This window comes from Sphingobacterium prati (assembly GCF_013167215.1).
Classification (GTDB): Bacteria; Bacteroidota; Bacteroidia; order Sphingobacteriales; family Sphingobacteriaceae; genus Sphingobacterium; species Sphingobacterium prati.
On sequence record NZ_JABJWY010000034.1, the window covers coordinates 1,089,833 to 1,108,870 of the forward strand.

The 19,038-nt window shown below is 41.5% G+C and carries 11 protein-coding genes; 1 reads left to right on the forward strand and 10 read right to left on the reverse strand.

Going from position 1 to position 19,038, the window contains the following annotated elements:
• Window positions 1-304: 304 nt before the first annotated feature.
• Window positions 305-568 carry a SemiSWEET transporter gene (locus HPC41_RS25815; protein WP_172394751.1) on the forward strand — a complete coding sequence of 88 codons (264 nt, stop codon included), beginning with the start codon at window positions 305-307 and terminating at the stop codon, window positions 566-568.
• Window positions 569-717: 149 nt separating this feature from the next.
• Here the strand turns inward: HPC41_RS25815 and HPC41_RS25380 are convergent, their stop codons facing one another.
• The 10 genes from HPC41_RS25380 to HPC41_RS14955 all read right to left on the reverse strand — a co-directional run bounded on the left by HPC41_RS25380 (window position 718) and on the right by HPC41_RS14955 (window position 18,623).
• Window positions 718-2,841 carry an endo-1,4-beta-xylanase gene (locus tag HPC41_RS25380; RefSeq protein WP_246250676.1) on the reverse strand — a complete coding sequence of 708 codons (2,124 nt, stop codon included), beginning with the start codon at window positions 2,839-2,841 and terminating at the stop codon, window positions 718-720.
• Window positions 2,842-3,037: 196 nt separating this feature from the next.
• Window positions 3,038-5,137, reverse strand: a complete 2,100-nt coding sequence (locus tag HPC41_RS14915) for a hypothetical protein (protein ID WP_172394752.1) — start codon at window positions 5,135-5,137, stop codon at window positions 3,038-3,040.
• A 286-nt stretch (window positions 5,138-5,423) separates the two neighbouring features.
• A complete protein-coding gene (locus HPC41_RS14920; protein WP_172394753.1) occupies window positions 5,424-6,839 on the reverse strand; it encodes a glycoside hydrolase family 43 protein in 1,416 nt (471 codons plus the stop codon).
• Window positions 6,840-6,845: 6 nt separating this feature from the next.
• On the reverse strand, window positions 6,846-8,396 hold the full coding sequence (locus HPC41_RS14925) for a glycoside hydrolase family 43 protein (protein ID WP_172394754.1): 1,551 nt from the start codon (window positions 8,394-8,396) through the stop codon (window positions 6,846-6,848).
• 38 nt (window positions 8,397-8,434) lie between these two features.
• Window positions 8,435-10,888, reverse strand: a complete 2,454-nt coding sequence (locus HPC41_RS14930) for a glycoside hydrolase family 95 protein (protein ID WP_172394755.1) — start codon at window positions 10,886-10,888, stop codon at window positions 8,435-8,437.
• Window positions 10,889-10,986: 98 nt separating this feature from the next.
• Window positions 10,987-11,820 carry an alpha/beta hydrolase gene (locus HPC41_RS14935; protein ID WP_172394756.1) on the reverse strand — a complete coding sequence of 278 codons (834 nt, stop codon included), beginning with the start codon at window positions 11,818-11,820 and terminating at the stop codon, window positions 10,987-10,989.
• 53 nt (window positions 11,821-11,873) lie between these two features.
• Window positions 11,874-12,836: a transketolase family protein gene (locus HPC41_RS14940; protein ID WP_172394757.1), complete on the reverse strand. Its 963-nt coding sequence runs from the start codon at window positions 12,834-12,836 to the stop codon at window positions 11,874-11,876.
• 39 nt (window positions 12,837-12,875) lie between these two features.
• A complete protein-coding gene (locus HPC41_RS14945; RefSeq protein ID WP_172394758.1) occupies window positions 12,876-13,727 on the reverse strand; it encodes a transketolase in 852 nt (283 codons plus the stop codon).
• A 7-nt stretch (window positions 13,728-13,734) separates the two neighbouring features.
• The gene (gene fsa, locus HPC41_RS14950) at window positions 13,735-14,403 is read right to left on the reverse strand and encodes a fructose-6-phosphate aldolase (protein WP_172394759.1); all 669 of its coding nucleotides are present in this window, start codon (window positions 14,401-14,403) and stop codon (window positions 13,735-13,737) included.
• Window positions 14,404-14,579: 176 nt separating this feature from the next.
• Window positions 14,580-18,623 (reverse strand): two-component regulator propeller domain-containing protein, encoded by a 4,044-nt coding sequence (locus tag HPC41_RS14955; protein WP_216660762.1) that lies wholly within the window; start codon window positions 18,621-18,623, stop codon window positions 14,580-14,582.
• Window positions 18,624-19,038 lie beyond the last annotated feature (415 nt).

Below are 19,038 nucleotides of genomic sequence, written 5' to 3' on the forward strand. Positions count from 1 at the left end.
TTAACACTTACTTTTCATGTTTATGAATGAAATAAAGTATAAAAACAAATAATTAGTGTCAATTTAACATTTAAATTCTAAATAGAAAAAAATAATTTATCATTTCTACAAAAAAACTAAATCTGTTTTTATTTGCCTGAGTAAATACCCACGATTTTTCTATTGGCAAACTAATTCTACGAGTCATAGGAGTAATAAAACGCCGTCGCCCTGAGAAAGAAAATTTTTACCGAAACGATTTATCCCTGCGCTTTGTTTAGTATAGAGAAGTTCATCAATGTAGCTCATCTAATCCCCCTACGAAATGGTCAACGACAACATTTTGGGTATAATCGCCGGCATATTGACCTCCTTGGCTATGCTTCCACAACTCCTAAAAGTCCTGAAAGAGAAAAATGTAGACGATCTATCCCCCTTGATGCTCATAACACTGATTTTAGGGCTTTCATTGTGGGTGTGGTATGGAGTCTTTAAAAGGGAACTACCTATAATATATTCAAATGCTTTTGCTGTGCTTGTCAATTTGAGTTTACTCAGTTGCTATTTTTTGTACCGAAAAAGTGGCTAGCGGCAACCCCAAAAAGATAAACAGCCGTCTGCTTTATACGGTATCAACATTCCTTATGAGAGCTGATAACGGCAAGGCGCACCTTTTTGACTAAATATAGAAATCCGGGAGAATACCTAAGGCAACTTCAGCCTTATTTTGAAAATGAACTAGGAAGACAGACCATTAATTTGCTTTATCTTTCCATTTTCGTCGTATTCAAGTTCGGTGACTTTCATGCTCCTCAACCATGTCTTTCCGCCAGACGGCGCTGAATCATGATAAAAAAGATACCATTTGCCTTTGAACTGTAAGATACTATGGTGCGTCGTCCAGCCTACAACAGGAGATAATATGACACCTTGGTAAGTAAAAGGACCATATGGATTATCCCCAATCGCATAACAGATCAAATGGCTGTCTCCTGTAGAATAGGAAAAATAATATTTCCCCTCATATTTATGCATCCAGGAAGCTTCAAAAAATCGTTTTCCATTATCTCCGTGTTTTAATGACTGTCCATTTTTATCCAAAATAACAAGATCCTTCGGCTGCTCCGAGAATTCTAACATATCTTCGGAGATCTTAACAACTTTTGGGCTCAATGCCGTCTCATCTACATGCGGTAATGTTGTTGGAGAAACAATTTTATTGTTTCTATAAAATTGTAGCTGTCCCCCCAAAATACCACCGAAATATAAATAATATGAACCATCGTCATCTTTAAATGCGCAGGGGTCTATGCTGTAACTCCCTTTGATTGGGTTAGCCCGAGGGATAAAAGGGCCATAGGGTTGATCCGCTATTGCCACACCTATTCTAAAAATATCGTTTTTGTCTTTAAGAGAGAAATACATATAGTACTTACCATCTTTCTCGGTCACATCCGAATCCCAAAACTGCCTACCAGCCCAGGGTATATCTTTTATATCCAACACCTTACCATGATTTTTAATTTCAGCATCGACATCATCCATCGAAAAAACATGGTAATCTTGCATATCGAAATGATCGCCATTATCGTTTGCTTTTATGCCACTTTCCCTATCATGCGATGGATAAATATAGATCTTGTTTTCAAAAACATGCGCCGAAGGATCCGCCATGTAGTCATTAGGGTATAAATATCTACTTTTGTTCATTTTTACCTCTTTTTTTTGAGTCAATGCGATAATATCTTTTACAAATGGCTTGGGTTGGTATAGGCGGTCGAATAATAAAGGGTAATCCGTTCGTCCCAAAATGGGCCAATCATTTTTCCACGAATCGCCATCGCCAACGCCCCACAAAGTCACACGGGATATTTTATCCTTGTGTTTGATATATAACCTAAAAAAATCAGTATATCGCTTTCCCAATTCTGACATTTTTTGTGCAGGTAAATACTTTTCATAGGGATTCATCTTTTTACTATAATTAAGGCGTTCGCTGATCTCAGCCCCCATATTTGGGCGTCCATGTGGAAGTACAGAAATATCCATTTCGGTAACCATCACCTGAACCCCAAGACTAGCAAAGCCTAGAATGGTCTTTTCCACTTCTTCAAGAGATGGATTGTCCAACGCATTATGCTCCTGCATACCGATACCATGCACAAATGCGCCAGCCGCCTTCACCCGCTCAACCATCGCGATAACACCTTTTCTCTTCGCCGGAATTGACGTTGAATAATCATTATAGTATAACTCCGCATCTGGATCAGCTTCGTGGGCAAATTTGAAGGCCAATTCAATAAATTCGGGACCGATGATCTGGTAGAATTTGCTTTTACGCCATTCTCCATTATCCAATATCGCTTCATTAACGACATCCCAACCAAATACCTTTCCTCTATATCGCGATACAACAGTCTTTATATGATTGCGCATGCGTGCAATCAGCTCATCACGGGAAACATCCTTCCCATCTTTATCGATAAAAAACCAGGCCGGTGTCTGTGAATGCCAGATCAATGTATGACCAATAATTTGCATCTTATTTTTTTCACCAAACTCTACGAAACGATCCGCATCCTTAAAATAAAATTCGCCTTCTTTGGGTTGAAGAAACATACTTTTCATACAGTTTTCAGCAACAATGGAATTGAATTGTTTTTTGACTACTGCAACAGCTTTGGTATTTTGCTCCCAGATTTGATCAAGATTGAGGGCTGTACCGATAAAAAACTTATCCTCGAAAGCTTCTTTTAAACATATGGAGTCAGGAGCACGTTCCATATCCTGTATATTTGCTCGTGCACACGTAACGCCTAATAGTGTTGTTACGGTCAAAACGATTGTTGTTACTATGTTCATAGTTTATTTTTTTTAAATATTTATATCTGGATTCAATATCCAATGATTTTATCGGTAGTTGCATCATCCAGCTCATATTTGAAAATGACGTACATTGCCAACAGATCCCCTCACACCCGCACCCGACACCAATCTTTTATATTCTGCCGCCCTTTCTATGCCTGCTAGTTGGAAAAGCGCGTGATTTCCGATTGATTCAATTTAATATGTATTTCACCAGATAACTCTTCGTTTGGCCTTTGTAAATACAATTAACTTGAGCATGATCTGTCAACGAACTCGCCTGTTTGATCATAATCTTAACCTCAGGGTTGTCAGCCGATGCTCTTACAACAGGGATTTTTTTGTCTTTTGCGTCAATAGGAGAAACAACCTCATAAGTATGATAACCAACTAGGCCATTCTCATCCGTGGATCTAACTGGTATCGAAGGTAATGTCAGTTTTTTACCGTTTACAGTAATCTCCACTGTAGGTGAAACTGTACGCTCAATTCTTTGTTCTTTCGAACTAAATCCCAATCCGATAAAATCAAAAAGAGCTGAGCCATCGTTACCTTCAGCTACCAGATAAAGAGCATGTTTTCGATCCAGATGATCGACGTATTTTGATACATCAACTGTAAACTGTGTCACAGCAGACTTAGCATTTTCCGGAATGGAGATTTGGGCTATCTTTGTGCCTTTCCAGGTATCATTATCCCAGGGACCATCCAACCAAACATTAACTTTAAATGCGGCGTGGGTTTTTGGGGTAATAAATAAATTGAATGTTGTATTATTTCCTTGTTTACTTCCGCTAAAAGCCTTCAATCCAAATTTATCCTGCTTCAACCCTCCAAATCCAAAATATTTAAACCCGACAATATTTCCATTTTTCATATTTGTCACCGGCATATGGTTATCCCAGACATCCCATGAGTCTTGCTGTAAGCTTATATCAGAGAGATAGCAGGCGTATCCTGCAGAATAATATTGGTATGGGTTCAAACCATAAAAATGAAATCCTTCAGAGGTCACTTCGGCACCTTTATATTCCCTTCCTTGCTTATCTTTGATCGTCAAATTTTCCTGATAGGGGTCGAAAGCATGGATAGAAACCATTCCGCCATCTTTCACTGCTTTTTCATCCCATTCTATTTTGATGGGCTCAACTACTGCCTGCCGGGCAAAACCAAATCCTCGTGGTGGGCGATGATAAAATACATACCATTGTCCATTAATTAGTTCTATACTACCATGCGTATTATGGCCAGCATTTGTAGTTTCGATAGCCGATCCATCACGATTCAATACTGGGGCTCGTGAGTCGACTAAGACACCTCCGCTTTTCCATGGTCCTAGAGGTGAATCTGCCACTGCATACCTTAGGGTTGAATTGGAGCTACTGACCCCATATTCAGGGCCAGAATAACCACTATAGACAGTGACGTATTTATTTCCCACCTTTCGGATAGACGATGCTTCAAAAAAATTGAACGTCCCTAGATCTTCTCCTTGGAAGATGGCAGGATACAACGTTCCTTTAGGATCACGTAATTCTCCATAACGCGCACTCGCCGGCAAAAGATAGTTGATAATTTCAGTTCCAGGCCTTAGTGAATACATTGTTTTTTGATCCAACTGAGCTGCCATTGACCGTTGGAATCCCCAGAAGCCGTAAGCGCGAAAGCCTATTTCAAAATCAGGATCTTTCGGATCAGTAATATATTCAATGTAAACTGCCGGATCGAATCCCAAGATACTTCCCGGCAAGGTACGTTTGCCATCCGCAGTCAGATTTACTGGTTTAAACGGACCATTCGGCCGATCTCCTTTGACGACCATGGCTTCGCGATGCTCGCCTCTGCTGTGTGGAAACAAGTAATATTCTTTTTTCCCATCTTTTCGCTTGACCTCCACAAGATCCGGTGCATACATGACATCCCATTTACCATCCATTGGATAAGTAAAAATAGCACCCTCATCGCGCCAGCTCGTCAAGTCTTCTATCGGTGCTGACCACATTCTGATATCAGGTCCACAGTAACTTGTAAAACGCAAGTCATGTGAGCCGATGATATAGGCGCGGTATTTTCCGGGCACGTCTGGATCTTCAAAAACCCGGGGTTCGCCATCCGGAAGATGCTCCCAAAGTGGTAAATAAGGATTTCCAATAGATTGATGTACGAAACCTTTACTAACATCCTTCACGACATTTTGTTGCTGCCCTGTTGCCGTTGTCGTTATCAAAATTCCCGTAAGGGATAAGAATAATACCATTGTCCTTTTTTTAAAGACAATACTTAGTTGCTTCATAAAATTGTATAATTAAGTTACTTCTATTCCTGTTCTATTGATTTATTGTTGTTTTTATTATTACCCTGCTATTCAATGCATATTTACATAACCAATTGTCGGCACGAAATGGATCCGCCAACAATGCCCCGTTATTTATCAGATTACCCTCTTCGGGGTTATTGTCAGGTATAGCATACCGCTTTGGGATGTTTAACCTTTGATTGATTCTGCACGATGATAAGTCACTATTAGTCTATCCTGGGTATTTTATGCCAAGCGAGAATTTGGCTTCCCTGATCAATGTTTAATCTGACATTGTCTCTCCGCCAAGGTTGGAAACACCCAAGCCACCAAATTTCCAGCAATCAAAAAATAGAACATTGGAAGGTACCTTACCTTTAAAAACAAAATATAAATCGTGGACTCCCGTCACTTTATTGGACAATTGTTTGTCTACTGTCGTCCATCTGTCATCGCCGCCTGTCATCGGAACTTGGATTGTCGCTAGAATAGGTCCATCAACTGCATTTGACCTCACCTCCATGCTGATACCACCATTGTGTGTAGTGCCAACCCGCGCAAAGAAGTTCATCGCACCCTTGTCGCCAAAATCAACGTTTTTTATGCTTGTATATGCGCCGTTTTTGAGGGCTTTAATAAAAAGGCCTACTTTATTATTTTGAAAAGATTTTACATGTTCAGACCAAGAGATTGTTTCAGCCTGTATAAGGCTATAGGGATTCACAGTTTTAAGTGCTCCAGTAATCCCTGTTGTCATTTTCATTGGGAAGATACTACCGTCAGGATTAAACTTCAATTCCTGTACAGCGACCGAGCGCGTGAAACCTCCTCCTCCCTGCAAAGCTCCGTTGTGGTAAAAGAAATAGCTCTTTCCCCTAAAGTCGACCACACCGGGATGATTGGTAAAAGCCCTGCCTTCAGCAGGCATGACCACACCACCATATTTCCATGGACCCTCTGCTTTTTTACTGGTCGAATAACCAATAAATTCAGGTAAAGGGCCGCCTGCCCAAAAAAGGTAATATAGGCTATTTCTTTTGTACAACCACGGCCCCTCCTCATAAGTAGACGGTCGTTTGGGATCTCCTTCTCTTTTGCCAAACGATGCTGCCGTCATAGGAACCTCCACAATATCGTCCTGATACGAAATCATATCTGCATTGAGTTTTACATATTTCAATTTTGGATTACCCCAGTACATATGGGCTTGTCCGTCATCATCGACAAATACGGTCGGATCAATATCTCCCTCCTCGCTTTGCACAAGTGGTTTTCCCAAAGGATCATAAAATGGTCCCAGCGGGCTGTCTGCTACTGCTACACCAATTGCTCCCCGATTGTTCAATTTGGAAATAACAGGTACATATAAGTAAAATTTACCGTTTTTCTCCACACATTGCGCTGCCCAAGCGTCACCTTTTGCCCACTCAAAATCAGAGTAGGACAAAATCGCACCATGATCGGTCCAATTGACCATATCATCGGTTGAATAGACACGCCAATTGTTCATGTTAAACCAAGTGGACTCTTCTTCGTCTTGTGTCGTATAGAGATACAGGCGATTATTATACACCATAGGGGCGGGATCCGCTGTATATGCTGTTTGTACAATTGGATTCTGGGCCCTTAAAACATTTGTCTTTACAGACCATATGATCAGAAAACAGAAAATTACCCGCGTAAAAAATTGTCGTCTCATATCGTATTAATTTGTAGCAATATGGAAATAATCAATATCAACATAACCGCCAGCTGCTTTGCTAGCATAGTTAAAAAGTCCAAACCGATACCCCATAAAATGAGGTATCGTGTAGCTCATTTTTAACGGGGTGCCTATGGCAGTCCAATGGCGTCCGTCGATACTGTAAAAAAATTCGGTAATGTCTCTTCTATTTGTAAAATCACAACTCGCCTTAAGAAATATACGTTGCTCCTTCAGGCTGATCTTGGCTACCTCTTCCGGAATTCCCGTCGTCGCATTGACCATAACCAGTGATTTGTTATTTCCTTCCATACGAACCCCAAGGAGGCCATAATTTTTCTGCAACAGCGACAAACCTGCAAAATCACCATCTTTCATCTCCGATACATCAATAGCAATAGAACCGCTGCAAGTAGGACCAATAGTTCGTTGTGTCAGTGTGTTCTTGGCTTGTAAAAAGTCATCCGTAAGTTTTCCTGTTTTCAATCGCAAGAAGCCTTTGCGTTCGGTTACGGACCATAGATCAGGGTCAGGATTATGATTCCATTGCCACACCAAAGGCAAGGCTGGTTGTCCTTTTTTTCTATTAAAATCATCCGAATTAACAATACCAGGCAGTAGCGCTTTGTTAGCTGGGAGGCTTAATCCAACTGGTACCTTCCCCTGAACACCCAATATAGGCCATCCATCTTCCCAGCTGACAGGTACCAGAAATGGGATTCGGCCAACTGCGCCATGGTCCTGAAAAAGATAAGCATACCATGTCCCGTTCGGCATATCGATCAACCCTCCTTGTGCTACTCCCTGATCTTGTAGGACTACCTTACCTTCATAAGGTCCTTCAAGCCGGGCAGCCCGATGCACGATAACCGTACGCATCCCTCCCTGTGGCCAAGAAATATTAAAAAGATAATACATACCATTTATCTTAAACAACTGTGATCCTTCGGCAGGTAGGCCCATCTTTCCGTCTTTAGGCAGACTTGGCGAGGAAGCATCTTTGATCAGTATCCGCTCCGTCCCGGGTTTTATACCAGAAAAATCTGGTGCCAATTCGGCCATATGTAAACGTCCCCCGCCCCACAGTATATAGGTTTTCCCATTCTCAAAGAATAAACTGTGATCGTGCAGCATTGGCGTAAATTCTTTTGCTTCCCAGGGACCATTTTCTATATCTCTTGTGGTGTAGATATGAGTTTTTCCTGTGTTTGCGGAAAATGTACTGACATAGTATTTACCATCATTGAAACGTAAGCTACTCGCCCATGAGCCATGTCCATATGCATTTTTATGCTGCGACAGATTTAGTTCATCGGTATCTGCCAAAATGTTATACGCATAATTTACCAATGTCCAATTAACTAAATCTTTGGATTTCATAATCGGAAGTCCGGGATTCATATGCATGGTTGTACTACTCATGTAATAGGTATCGCCAACACGTATCATCGACATATCAGGTACATCAGCAAAAATGATCGGGTTTTTCGCCTGTTGCGCTGAAGCGCTTGTAAACAAGGCAAAAAAAGATAGAGCGAGCACGGTAATTTTCATTGTTAAGTTGTTGATCAGGTTAAATAATTGGATTAATTCTATAGACCACTAAAAGTATACTTTCCTCCAGGCACAGTAGGCACGTCATATTCATGATAGCTCTGCAAATTGTTTCCTTTCAAATTTGCGTTCGGCGAAATCATGGCTGCGGGCGTTGTTGCTGGAACTAACAAAGGGTTAGACTGCACTTTGTTAACCGTTTGCAAACCCTTTCCTCGCAGTGCTGATGCTGTTCTTAATCGTAAGTTTCCCCCCAATGATGAAGACACAACAACCTTTTTTATACGGCCATTTTCCCAACAGAGTTCGATCTCAAAACCGCCACGAGCCTTTATCCCTTGTACAGCGCCTTCCTTCCAGCGATCGGGAATAGCCGGCAACAAATGTATAGCGCCATCGTGACTTTGAACCAACATTTCCGCTACGCCCGCCGTCAACCCAAAATTACCGTCAATCTGAAAGGGAGGATGAGCAGTAAACATATTCGGATAAGTTCTTCCTTCAGGATGATTTTGATCTGCTATCGTAAGCATTTTTTGAATGATTTCATAGGCATGGTTTCCGTCCAGTAGGCGTGCCCACAAATTGATTTTCCAACCGATAGACCATCCTGTTGCAAAATCACCGCGGTACATTAATGAGTTGCGCGCAGCCTCAAACAATTCAGGTGTACGAATGGGAGAAATCTGATTACCAGGAAACAAACCATATAAATGTGAGACGTGCCTATGCTTATTCTGGGGATCGTCCAAGTCCTCAAGCCACTCCTGCAATTGACCATATCTGCCAATTTGCATGGGTGGAATACGTTTTGCCGTCATCAGCAAACTATCTTTGAAAAGACCATCGACTCCCAGGATTTCTGCCGCCTTAGCCGTACGGGTTAACATATCAAAACAGAGCTGATTATCCATAGTCACACCTGCAGACAAAGGTCCTTGCTCCGGTGATATTGAGGGGCTAAGCACCAACCAGTCTTTGTCTGAATAAGCTGGATGTTGGATAAGCGCCGAAAGTAAAAATTCGCTAGCCCCTTTCATAATGGGATAAGCTTGTTTTAGAAATATTTTGTCTCCACTAAACAGATAATGTTCCCAAAGATGCTGTGATAGCCATAATCCGCCACTCGGCCACATTCCAGCCGCCGCAAAATCAATCGGGCTCGTCACACGCCATATATCCGTATTGTGATGTGCAACCCAACCCCTAGCATTGTACATCGTTTGAGCTGTCTCTTTTCCGCTTTCACTGAGCTCCTTGATCATCTCAAATAACGGGTACTGCGTATGTGAAAGATTAGTGACATCCGCAGGCCAATAGTTCATCTCTGTATTTATATTGATGGTGTATTTACTATCCCAAGCTGGTGACATGGAGCTATTCCATATCCCTTGTAAATTGGCGGGTTGTCCTCCAGGTTGTGACGAACAGATCAGCAAATAACGTCCGAATTGTGCTAGCAGAGCCACAAGTTCAGGATCTTGTGTTTTTGTAAAGTTAGCTATACGGGCTTGTAAGGGCTGGTCCACTTGATTCGTTTCTTCTCCAAGCCGTAGCTTAAAGCGTTGGAATTGCCTAGCGTAAATGCCTGTATGGCGTTTTAATGCAGATGGATAATGAGCAGACATTGCCTTATACAGTCGGTCCGCAGCTTGCGTGAATGGATCATCACCCAGTAGATTGTAATGTTTAAAATTGGTCGCCATCGAGATATAAATACGCATCCGAGTTGCTCCTTTCACATCAATTTTTTTATCCGAAACATCTACTAGTCCATCTGTATTTTGTATGGCTGTATGTGTTTGATAAACAATTTGACCAGCGATCCCCTCGTGGTCACTACCCTTCCCTTCCAAAACCAGCGAATGACCAGTTTTAAAAATACGGTGTTCCGACTCATTATCATAGCTTAATTCACAATTAATTTGTCCTTTTTTACTTGATGTTATCTGCATCACGATGACATCATCGGCAAAGGAGACAAACATTTCGCGTGTGAAGGTAACTCCATTTACGGTATACTGTGTCAAGGAGATAGCACGCTCAAGATCAAGTGCGCGATAATAGTTCTGATACTGTTCATGTCCTGGAAATCTTAACAGGATGTTCCCTCCAGTTTGATAGGGCATGCCATGTGTTTTTGTAAAAAAAGTTTGGTTTGCGAGTTTATCGGCCTCAGCTAATCTTCCTGCGAAAATATCGCTCTGAATCGTTTTTAAAGCAGACCCACTCTTCTTATTATCATTGCGATAAGGCCCGCCAGCCCATATGGTCTCTTCGTTGAGCTGTATTTTTTCACAGGACGGAATGCCATAAACCATGGCTCCCATTCTTCCATTTCCAAGTGGCAAGGCTTGTTCCCAGATCGTTGAATCAGCGGGGCGGTCATACCACATGGTCAGCTCGGATCTCTTTTGCGCACACGACAGTGTTGTATTCAATAAAAAAAACACTGTCAATATACCTCCATACTTCACAATAAAATTTCCCATACTACAGTTTCAAAATTATTTTCATGCGATAACACCCTATTTAAATTACATCTAATCCTATAGCTAACACCTTTTGTAAGGCCGTTATCATAGCTATGCTACTTGCCCACCTTAAATAACAACTGAGAAATATTATAAAGGTCATTTTTCCACACATTGAAATCATGTCCTCCAGATTCTAAATAGTATATGTGAGGCACCTCATGATCCAAAAGGTACTCGTGTGTCCTTTTGCTTATACTGAGCAAACCATCTTGATCGCCACAGGAAACCCACAACAGTTTTAGCCTGTTTTTAGCTTCCTCTGGAGCGGGTAATAATTCTTGTGGCATCTTTGTGTTGGGGGCAGAAGAAAACCCACCCACCCATGCAAACGTATCGATGTGGCCTAATCCAAAATTCAATGCCTGACCTCCGCCCATAGATAGCCCAAAGATCGCACGATGCTCACGGTCTTGGACAACTGGAAATTGTTTTTCAACAAAGGGAATCAGGTCGTCAAGCAGATCTCTTTCGAAAGTCGAGAATGCAGCTACGCGGTCCGGTGCCATGACATTTCCTCCGGCACGGTCATTTTTCATCGCACGACCATTGGGCATCACCACCACCATGGGTTCCATTTTACCTTCGGCATAGAGATTGTCAAAAATAATCTGTGGATTTCCATGCCTAATCCATTCACGTTCGTCACCTCCGATTCCATGCAAGAGGTACAGTACAGGATATTTTTTTTCGGAATTATATCCTGGAGGTGTATATATCAGTGCTTTTCGGGGCACGCCCACCGTTTTAGACGGATAAATAATAGAATCTATTTTTCCGGTAGACACCAGTTCCCTTTCCACGTCAAATCCCTTTGGTGCAGCCTGTTGTGCATGGGACAACAAGCTGATCGACATCATACATAATGCTGTGCAAACAATCTTTCTCATTTTTACAATTGGTTGATTAGGACTAAAAATATGGGGCTGTCCCCGTTTTTTGACTATTTGAGTTGTTTTCTTTTTAGTACTCGAAGTACAGATGCCACTATGGCATCGGCATTTAGCCCATATTTGTCCATGAGTTCACGCGGTGTTCCCGATTCACCAAAACTATCATCTACGGCAACATATTCTTGAGGTACAGGCATTTGTTTGGTCAATAGCTGCGCGATACTGTCACCAAGCCCACCGATACGGTTATGTTCTTCGGCCGTCACCACACAACCCGTTTTTTCGATCGATGCCAGTACAGCCTCCTTATCAAGAGGTTTGATGGTATGTATATTGATGATTTCGGCATCAATTCCCAGCTTTTCCAATTCCTCTCCCGCCCGGATTGCCTCCCATACCAAGTGTCCAGTCGCTATAATAGTAACATCAACACCTGAATTGAGCAGCACAGCTTTGCCAATCACAAATTCCTGATCTTCGGCTGTGAAAACAGGAACAATAGGGCGTCCAAAACGCAGGTAAACAGGACCTTGATGTTTTGCCACTGCTATTGTTGCCGCTTTGGTTTGGTTATAGTCACATGGATTGATGACCGTCATCCCGGGGAGCATTTTCATCAATCCGATATCCTCCAGAATTTGATGAGTTGCCCCATCTTCTCCCAAAGTAAGCCCCGCATGCGAAGCCGCAATCTTCACATTTTTATCCGAATAGACAATGGACTGACGAATCTGATCGTACACACGCCCGGTCGAGAAATTGGCAAATGTACCGGTAAAAGGTATTTTCCCGCCAATAGTAAGTCCAGCAGCGATGCCCATCATATTCGCTTCAGCAATGCCAATCTGAAAAAAACGGTCCGGATAAGCCTTGATAAAATCATTCATTTTGAGGGAGCCAACTAAATCAGCACAGAGCGCTACCACATTTTTATTTTGTCTCGCCGCTTCCAACAAACCAGCACCAAATCCAGATCGCGTATCCTTGGATTCTGAGTATGTATATTTTTTCATTTTATTTTAATCAATTTCGAAATCTCTTCATGCATGATACTAATAATCACCCAACGTTTCCGCATTTTGGCGTAATGCTGACTCCAATTGAGCGTCATTCGGTGCCACACCATGCCATTTGTGTGATCCCATCATAAAATCGACACCATTGCCCATTTCTGTGTGCAACAATACCATGATCGGGGCTTTTTCGGCTGTCATCGACTGAGCTCTTCGAAGGCCGGCAATGACCGAACCAACATCATTACCCCGCCTAACTTCAACAACCTTCCAACCAAATGCCATCCATTTATGAGGCAAATCCCCTAATGACAGGACATCATTTGTAGCGCCATCAATCTGAGCTCCATTGTAATCCACAATAGCAATTAAATTGTCCATTTTGTTATGGCTCGCATACATGGCCGCTTCCCAGACCTGTCCTTCCTGCAATTCACCATCTCCCATTAGGACGTAAACTAAATGGTTATCCTTATTTAATCTTTTGGCCTGAGCAGCGCCAATCGCAACAGAGAGACCTTGCCCTAACGAACCTGAGGCCACGCGGATCCCCGGCAATCCTTCATGGGTCGTTGGATGGCCCTGCAGACGTGAGCTAAGCTTTCTAAAGGTGGCAAGTTCACTTATCGGAAAATATCCTGCTCGAGCCAGTACACTGTAAAATACAGGGGAAATATGTCCATTGGAAAGAAAAAATAGATCTTCTCCTTCGCCATTGACATCAAAGTGTTCATTTCGCTGCATCAGTTCAAAATACAGACCGACTAATAATTCCGCACAGCCCAAAGATCCACCGGGATGTCCAGATTGGCATGCATGCACCATACGAAGTATATCTCTTCGTACTTGTTGAACAATTGCTTCCAGATTATGTATACTATTTTTAGTCATCACCATATTAATTAAAGCCCTGTGTAGCAACACGTTTATGATCAGCGAGAAATTGAGCTAACCCACTATCCGTCAAAGGATGTTTTAACAAGGAGAATATAGCCTGCAGCGGCCCCGTCATGACATCTGCCCCGATCTTGGCACAACCCAAAATATGGGCACTATGGCGTACCGAAGCCGCCAAAATCTGTGTTCCAAACATATAATTGTCGTAAATTGTGCGTATTTCGCGGATCAGTGCTAGACCGTCGACAGATATGTCATCAAGTCTGCCGACAAAAGGTGATACATAAGTCGCACCGGCTTTTGCCGCGAGCAGCGCCTGTCCGGCGGAAAAAACCAGTGTACAGTTGGTTTTGATCTGTTGAGTACTAAAATATTTGATCGCTTTAATACCATCTTCAGTCATGGGTACTTTAACAACGATTTTGCAATCCAAAGCAGCCAACTGCAAGCCCTCTTTGATCATGGTTTCATAATCGGTCGAAATCACTTCCGCGCTCACGTCACCGTCGACAATTGCACAAATAGCTTTATAGTGACCATGCACATTTTCTGTTCCTGTCACACCCTCTTTGGCCATCAGGGAGGGATTGGTCGTCACCCCATCCAATACGCCTAAATTTTGAGCCATACGAATCTCACTGAGACTAGCTGTATCGATAAAAAATTTCATATCTCTTATTTACTTGATAAGTTTAGTATTCGCCAGATTTTGGCGATTTGGTTATAACACAAAACTATAGGTTTCCAGAGGACAGCATTGCAACAAATAAAAAAAAGAAGGGTAAAAATGTATAAAACAAATTACCCTTTTGTAAAATTGCGCCGAAAAAAACAATTTAACTCCTTTTACTCGGAAGTAATCTTTTGGCACTGTATAAACTCACTTGGAGTCATTTGATATTTTGCTTTGAAGACTTTTGTAAAATAATTGGGATTCGCAAATCCTGTTTGGTACGCTATTTCAGAAATAGACTTATCGCTTTTCTCCAACAAGCTAGCAGCCTTTTCCAGTTTCACAGACCGAATGAAATCTACCGGCGACATTCCTGTAAGTTCCAACAGTTTATTGTACAGGGAAGCTCTACTCATCGAGGTGTGGGCACTCAGGGTCTCCACGGATAATTGCGGGTTATCAATATTTTCGTGCACATAATTCAGCACTTTTTGCAAAAATTTATCCTTTTCTGATACAACCGCTACTTCGGGCAAAACAATGGATACCTGCTTGCTGTACACTTCCTTAAATGCTTGATTTAGATGGAGCAAACTATTGATCTTCGCTACCAGCACATGCATATCAAAAGGTTTAGTGAGGTAATCCACGGCCCCCGACTCCAGTCCACAAACGAGTCCATTATCCACTTGAGAAGCCGTCAACAACACAACTGGGATGTGTTTTGTCCTTTTATCCTGCACAAGTTTTTGCGAAAATTCCATGCCGTTTAGGTAAGGCATCTGCACATCACTCACCACAAGATCGGGATGATGAAAAAGTGCTTTCTGCCAGCCATCCTTTCCATTGGTAGCCTCGATGATCTGATAGTATTCTTTTAAAGATTCTTTAAGGTAATACCTAAAGTCTTCATCATCTTCGATAATCAGCACGAGAGGGCACTGTCTAATCTCTACAGGCGCATCTGAAGGCATTATTTCCTGTTCGGGCATATTTTCATAGCTCGGTTCAGCTGGATCTAACCATAGATCAAATTTAAAAACGCTCCCTTTTTCCGGTTCACTGTATACTGAAATCTTTCCGTTATACATCTGAACAAATGACTGAGCAATCGATAAGCCGATGCCAGAACCTTGGCTAGCAATTGCGCCATCGTTGTCGTGTTGGAAAAAACTTTCAAATATGGATTGTTGCAATTGTTCAGGAATACCAATTCCTGTATCCCTCACCTCTAGACAAACCTGCAGCTTCCTGTCTTTCAAACTGACCGATGCTATACTTACCGCAATATCTCCCTCTTTATTTGTAAATTTAAAGGCATTATAGATAAGATTAAATAAAATGCGCTCGATTTTATTTCGATCAAAACGGCAATATATTTTTTCTTGGCAAGGTAAAAAAGAATAGTCTATCCCCTTCTGCAAGGCCATGTCCTGAAATGACCGAAATACCTCCTGTACGAAAGACACTAATTCACCATCGTCTTCCTGCAATTTCAACTCATGATATTCCATCTTTCTAAAGTCAAGCAGTTGGTTGACCAGATTTAACAATCTACGTGCGTTCCGGCTAATCAGATTCAGCGAATCAGCCAGTTTACGATCTTTATTTTTTACTATCAGAGCGTCTATAGGCCCCATTATCAATGAAATTGGGGTGCGGAATTCATGGCTTAAATTTGTTAAAAACCTAATTTTCATTGCATCCAGTTGATGCTTGGTTTCAGCGTCTCTTTTTTGCTGCTCAATAAGCTGTTTCGCTTGGATACGTTCCTGTTCAAGTGCAAATTTTTGTTTTAGCTTTTGGATTCCGCGATGCCTGATCCATAGCAAGGCTCCCGCAACTGCTATCACATAAAATATATATGCATATATTGTTCGCCAAAATGGCGGAGCAACATGTATGGCAATGGATTTTATTTCCTTGTTCCAAATTCCATCGTTATTGCTGGCACGTACCTGAAATAAATAATCTCCGGGATCCAAATTTGTATAATAGGCATTATTTTCTTTGCCATTCCGGATCCAATTTTTATCGAATCCGACAAGTCTATACTCGTATTCGTTATCCTCCGGCACCGTGAGGTTTAGCGCTGCAAAAGAAATAGAGAAATTCTGTTTATACTTTAAGTGAATACGATCTGCTGTTAATAGAGATTGTTGTATAGCTCCTTTATCCGTAGGTTGAATGACGACATTGTCAATTTTCAGATCAGTTAGCGCTACCTTAGCTGGATTAATGTTTATTTTTAGATTGGCAGGATAAAAATGGTTAAACCCCTTCTGTCCTCCAAAATACATTTCTCCATCCGTCATTTTTAGCGTCGCTCCCAGCATAAAAGCTCCTTCCTGTAATCCTGCAGCTTTCGAATAGTTCTTAAATAGCCTTTCTTTCGGAAAATAACAGCTTAATCCTTTGTTCGTCGCAAACCACATGCGCCCCTTATCATCTTCTATTATACTTTGTATTGCGCCATTAGCTAGACCATCTTTTTCAGAAAGCGTAATAAATTGTGTTTTTCCTTTTTCGAGTACTCCAACGCCATTCCCATTTGTTCCTATCCACAAATTCCCTGTTTTATCACTGTGCACGGCCAACACATAATTACTGGGCAGCTTATTGTTCTCCATATTAAAAATTGCAGTACGTTTTGTTTGGGGATCGTACCTGGCAAGCCCAGAGCCATAAGTGCCAATCCACATACGATGATACTGGTCTTCCTCTAGCGCACGGATAAAATTTCCCGGTAGCCGAAGATCAGCGCTATCGATTTCTGTCCGTTTGTATTTCTTTACTGTTGCACCTCCCTTTTGAATAATATTAATGCCGCCGCCATTGGTTCCTACCCATATATTACCCTGAAAATCAGTTTTCAGACAAAAAATATCATTATTATTTAAATTATCTTCTTTGTTACCCGCTGTATATCTTTTGAGATTTCCACTAATCAGATCATGACAAAGTACACCATGTTGGTATGTACCGATCCAAAGTTGATCGCGTTGTCTTTCTAAAGTCAATACGGTCAGATCGGAGGGTAGGTTAGACGCCAGCTTGATCGGAGACAGTCGATCACTGTCCCTTTCATACTTCCAGACACCAGCACCATCAACACCTAGGAATATTTTATGCTGGTACTCCGCAAAAGATGTTACCACAGCTGGATCCCCAGTCATTCCCGCTAAGAAATCCAGACTTTTTAATCGAAATTGACTTAAATTGGTATCATATTTATTCAATCCTCCCCGAAAGGTTCCCACCCAATAAATACCGCTGTTATCGATACATATAGATCGGATAGATTTATGTGAAAGACTATGAATATTGCTTGGATCAGGTTTAAAGGTATGCACACTAAAATCATTTGTATTTAACACATCAAGACCGTTATCTGTTCCAATCCATATGCACTGTTTGAGATTATAACTTAAGGCATAAATGCGTGGGCTGCTCAAATTCCCTTTTCCGGGCCCAGCTATGAATTTGTTAAATTTTGACGCACCTTGATTTAGGTATTTTAGTCCGAGCATCGAACCGATCCAGATTCGGCCTTTATCATCCTCGACGATAGAAGTTATTTCAACCCCATTTTCATACCCCTCCCCTTCAGACAAAACTTCGAAGCGTTTTATGGTCTTTAAATCACTTGAAATGCGGAACACAGCACGCTCCGATGATACCCACATGTTGTTTTGTCGATCACGAAAGACGCAGTTGGTCACTTTACCTGCAAAGGTCTCTACGACAGGTTTATATTTCTGATCAACTTTCTTTTGCAAATCATCGACATTCAAAATAAATAATGCGCCGTAAGAAGCAACCCAAACATTTCCGTTTAAATCTTTATCGATCGCATTTATAGCTGCACTGAGCCACTTTCCATCCGGAGTAAGATTATAAGTTCGAATGCGGTCAGCCTGTCGATCGAAATAGCTCAAGCCGCCTCCATTTGTTCCGATCCAGACCCTTCCCTTCTTGTCTTCACAGAGTGCTGAAATATGATTAGCCATTAGACTATTCTCTTTATTGGCATCATAACGATACACATGATAACGACGGCCATCAAACCTGTTCAGTCCATCCTCTGTTCCGAGCCAGAGGAAACCATAACTGTCCCGAAAAATGCTATAGATTGTATTGGAGGAAAGTCCATCTTTCGAATAATAGCGTTGAAAGGTTACAGGCTCATTTTGCCCATAACACAAAAACGTTAACATTGCCGAGGTTATTACCAGTAAAATCCGTATCATATATTTAGGTGTATCTTCGCCATTCAATTGCGTCCTGAACTATCAACTAATTTATTAAATTAATCCGATCAAACCAGTCCATGAAAATATTTTTACCGCATTATCGACCCTATTTGACATTCTTATCCTTCATTTAAACATTCTTGCTATTACTAAAATTTTGCTATTGCTAGCTTTGGTCTACAATTATAAACTGATTTGAAAGGTATCTTCATTTGGGAAAACTATAACCAAATAATGCAACCGGTTGCCATACATTTCTAAACAGCTAATTTTTTAACCAATTATTATAATGCCATGATAACACTGGATGATCCATAGTCTGCGATCCTATGATGATCAAAAATGACCTAAGGGAATATTGGTACAACTGTACCAACCA

Excerpts from the sequence above, each read along its gene's own strand:
- HPC41_RS14920 (WP_172394753.1), bottom strand. The coding sequence starts at position 6,839 with ATGAGACGACAATTTTTTACGCGGGTAATTTTCTGTTTTCTGATCATA.
- fsa (WP_172394759.1), bottom strand. The coding sequence starts at position 14,403 with ATGAAATTTTTTATCGATACAGCTAGTCTCAGTGAGATTCGTATGGCT.
- HPC41_RS14930 (WP_172394755.1), bottom strand. The coding sequence starts at position 10,888 with ATGGGAAATTTTATTGTGAAGTATGGAGGTATATTGACAGTGTTTTTT.
- HPC41_RS25815 (WP_172394751.1), top strand. The coding sequence starts at position 305 with ATGGTCAACGACAACATTTTGGGTATAATCGCCGGCATATTGACCTCC.
- HPC41_RS14945 (WP_172394758.1), bottom strand. The coding sequence starts at position 13,727 with ATGACTAAAAATAGTATACATAATCTGGAAGCAATTGTTCAACAAGTA.
- HPC41_RS14915 (WP_172394752.1), bottom strand. The coding sequence starts at position 5,137 with ATGAAGCAACTAAGTATTGTCTTTAAAAAAAGGACAATGGTATTATTC.
- HPC41_RS14935 (WP_172394756.1), bottom strand. The coding sequence starts at position 11,820 with ATGAGAAAGATTGTTTGCACAGCATTATGTATGATGTCGATCAGCTTG.
- HPC41_RS25380 (WP_246250676.1), bottom strand. The coding sequence starts at position 2,841 with ATGAACATAGTAACAACAATCGTTTTGACCGTAACAACACTATTAGGC.
- HPC41_RS14955 (WP_216660762.1), bottom strand. The coding sequence starts at position 18,623 with ATGTTAACGTTTTTGTGTTATGGGCAAAATGAGCCTGTAACCTTTCAA.
- HPC41_RS14925 (WP_172394754.1), bottom strand. The coding sequence starts at position 8,396 with ATGAAAATTACCGTGCTCGCTCTATCTTTTTTTGCCTTGTTTACAAGC.
- HPC41_RS14940 (WP_172394757.1), bottom strand. The coding sequence starts at position 12,836 with ATGAAAAAATATACATACTCAGAATCCAAGGATACGCGATCTGGATTT.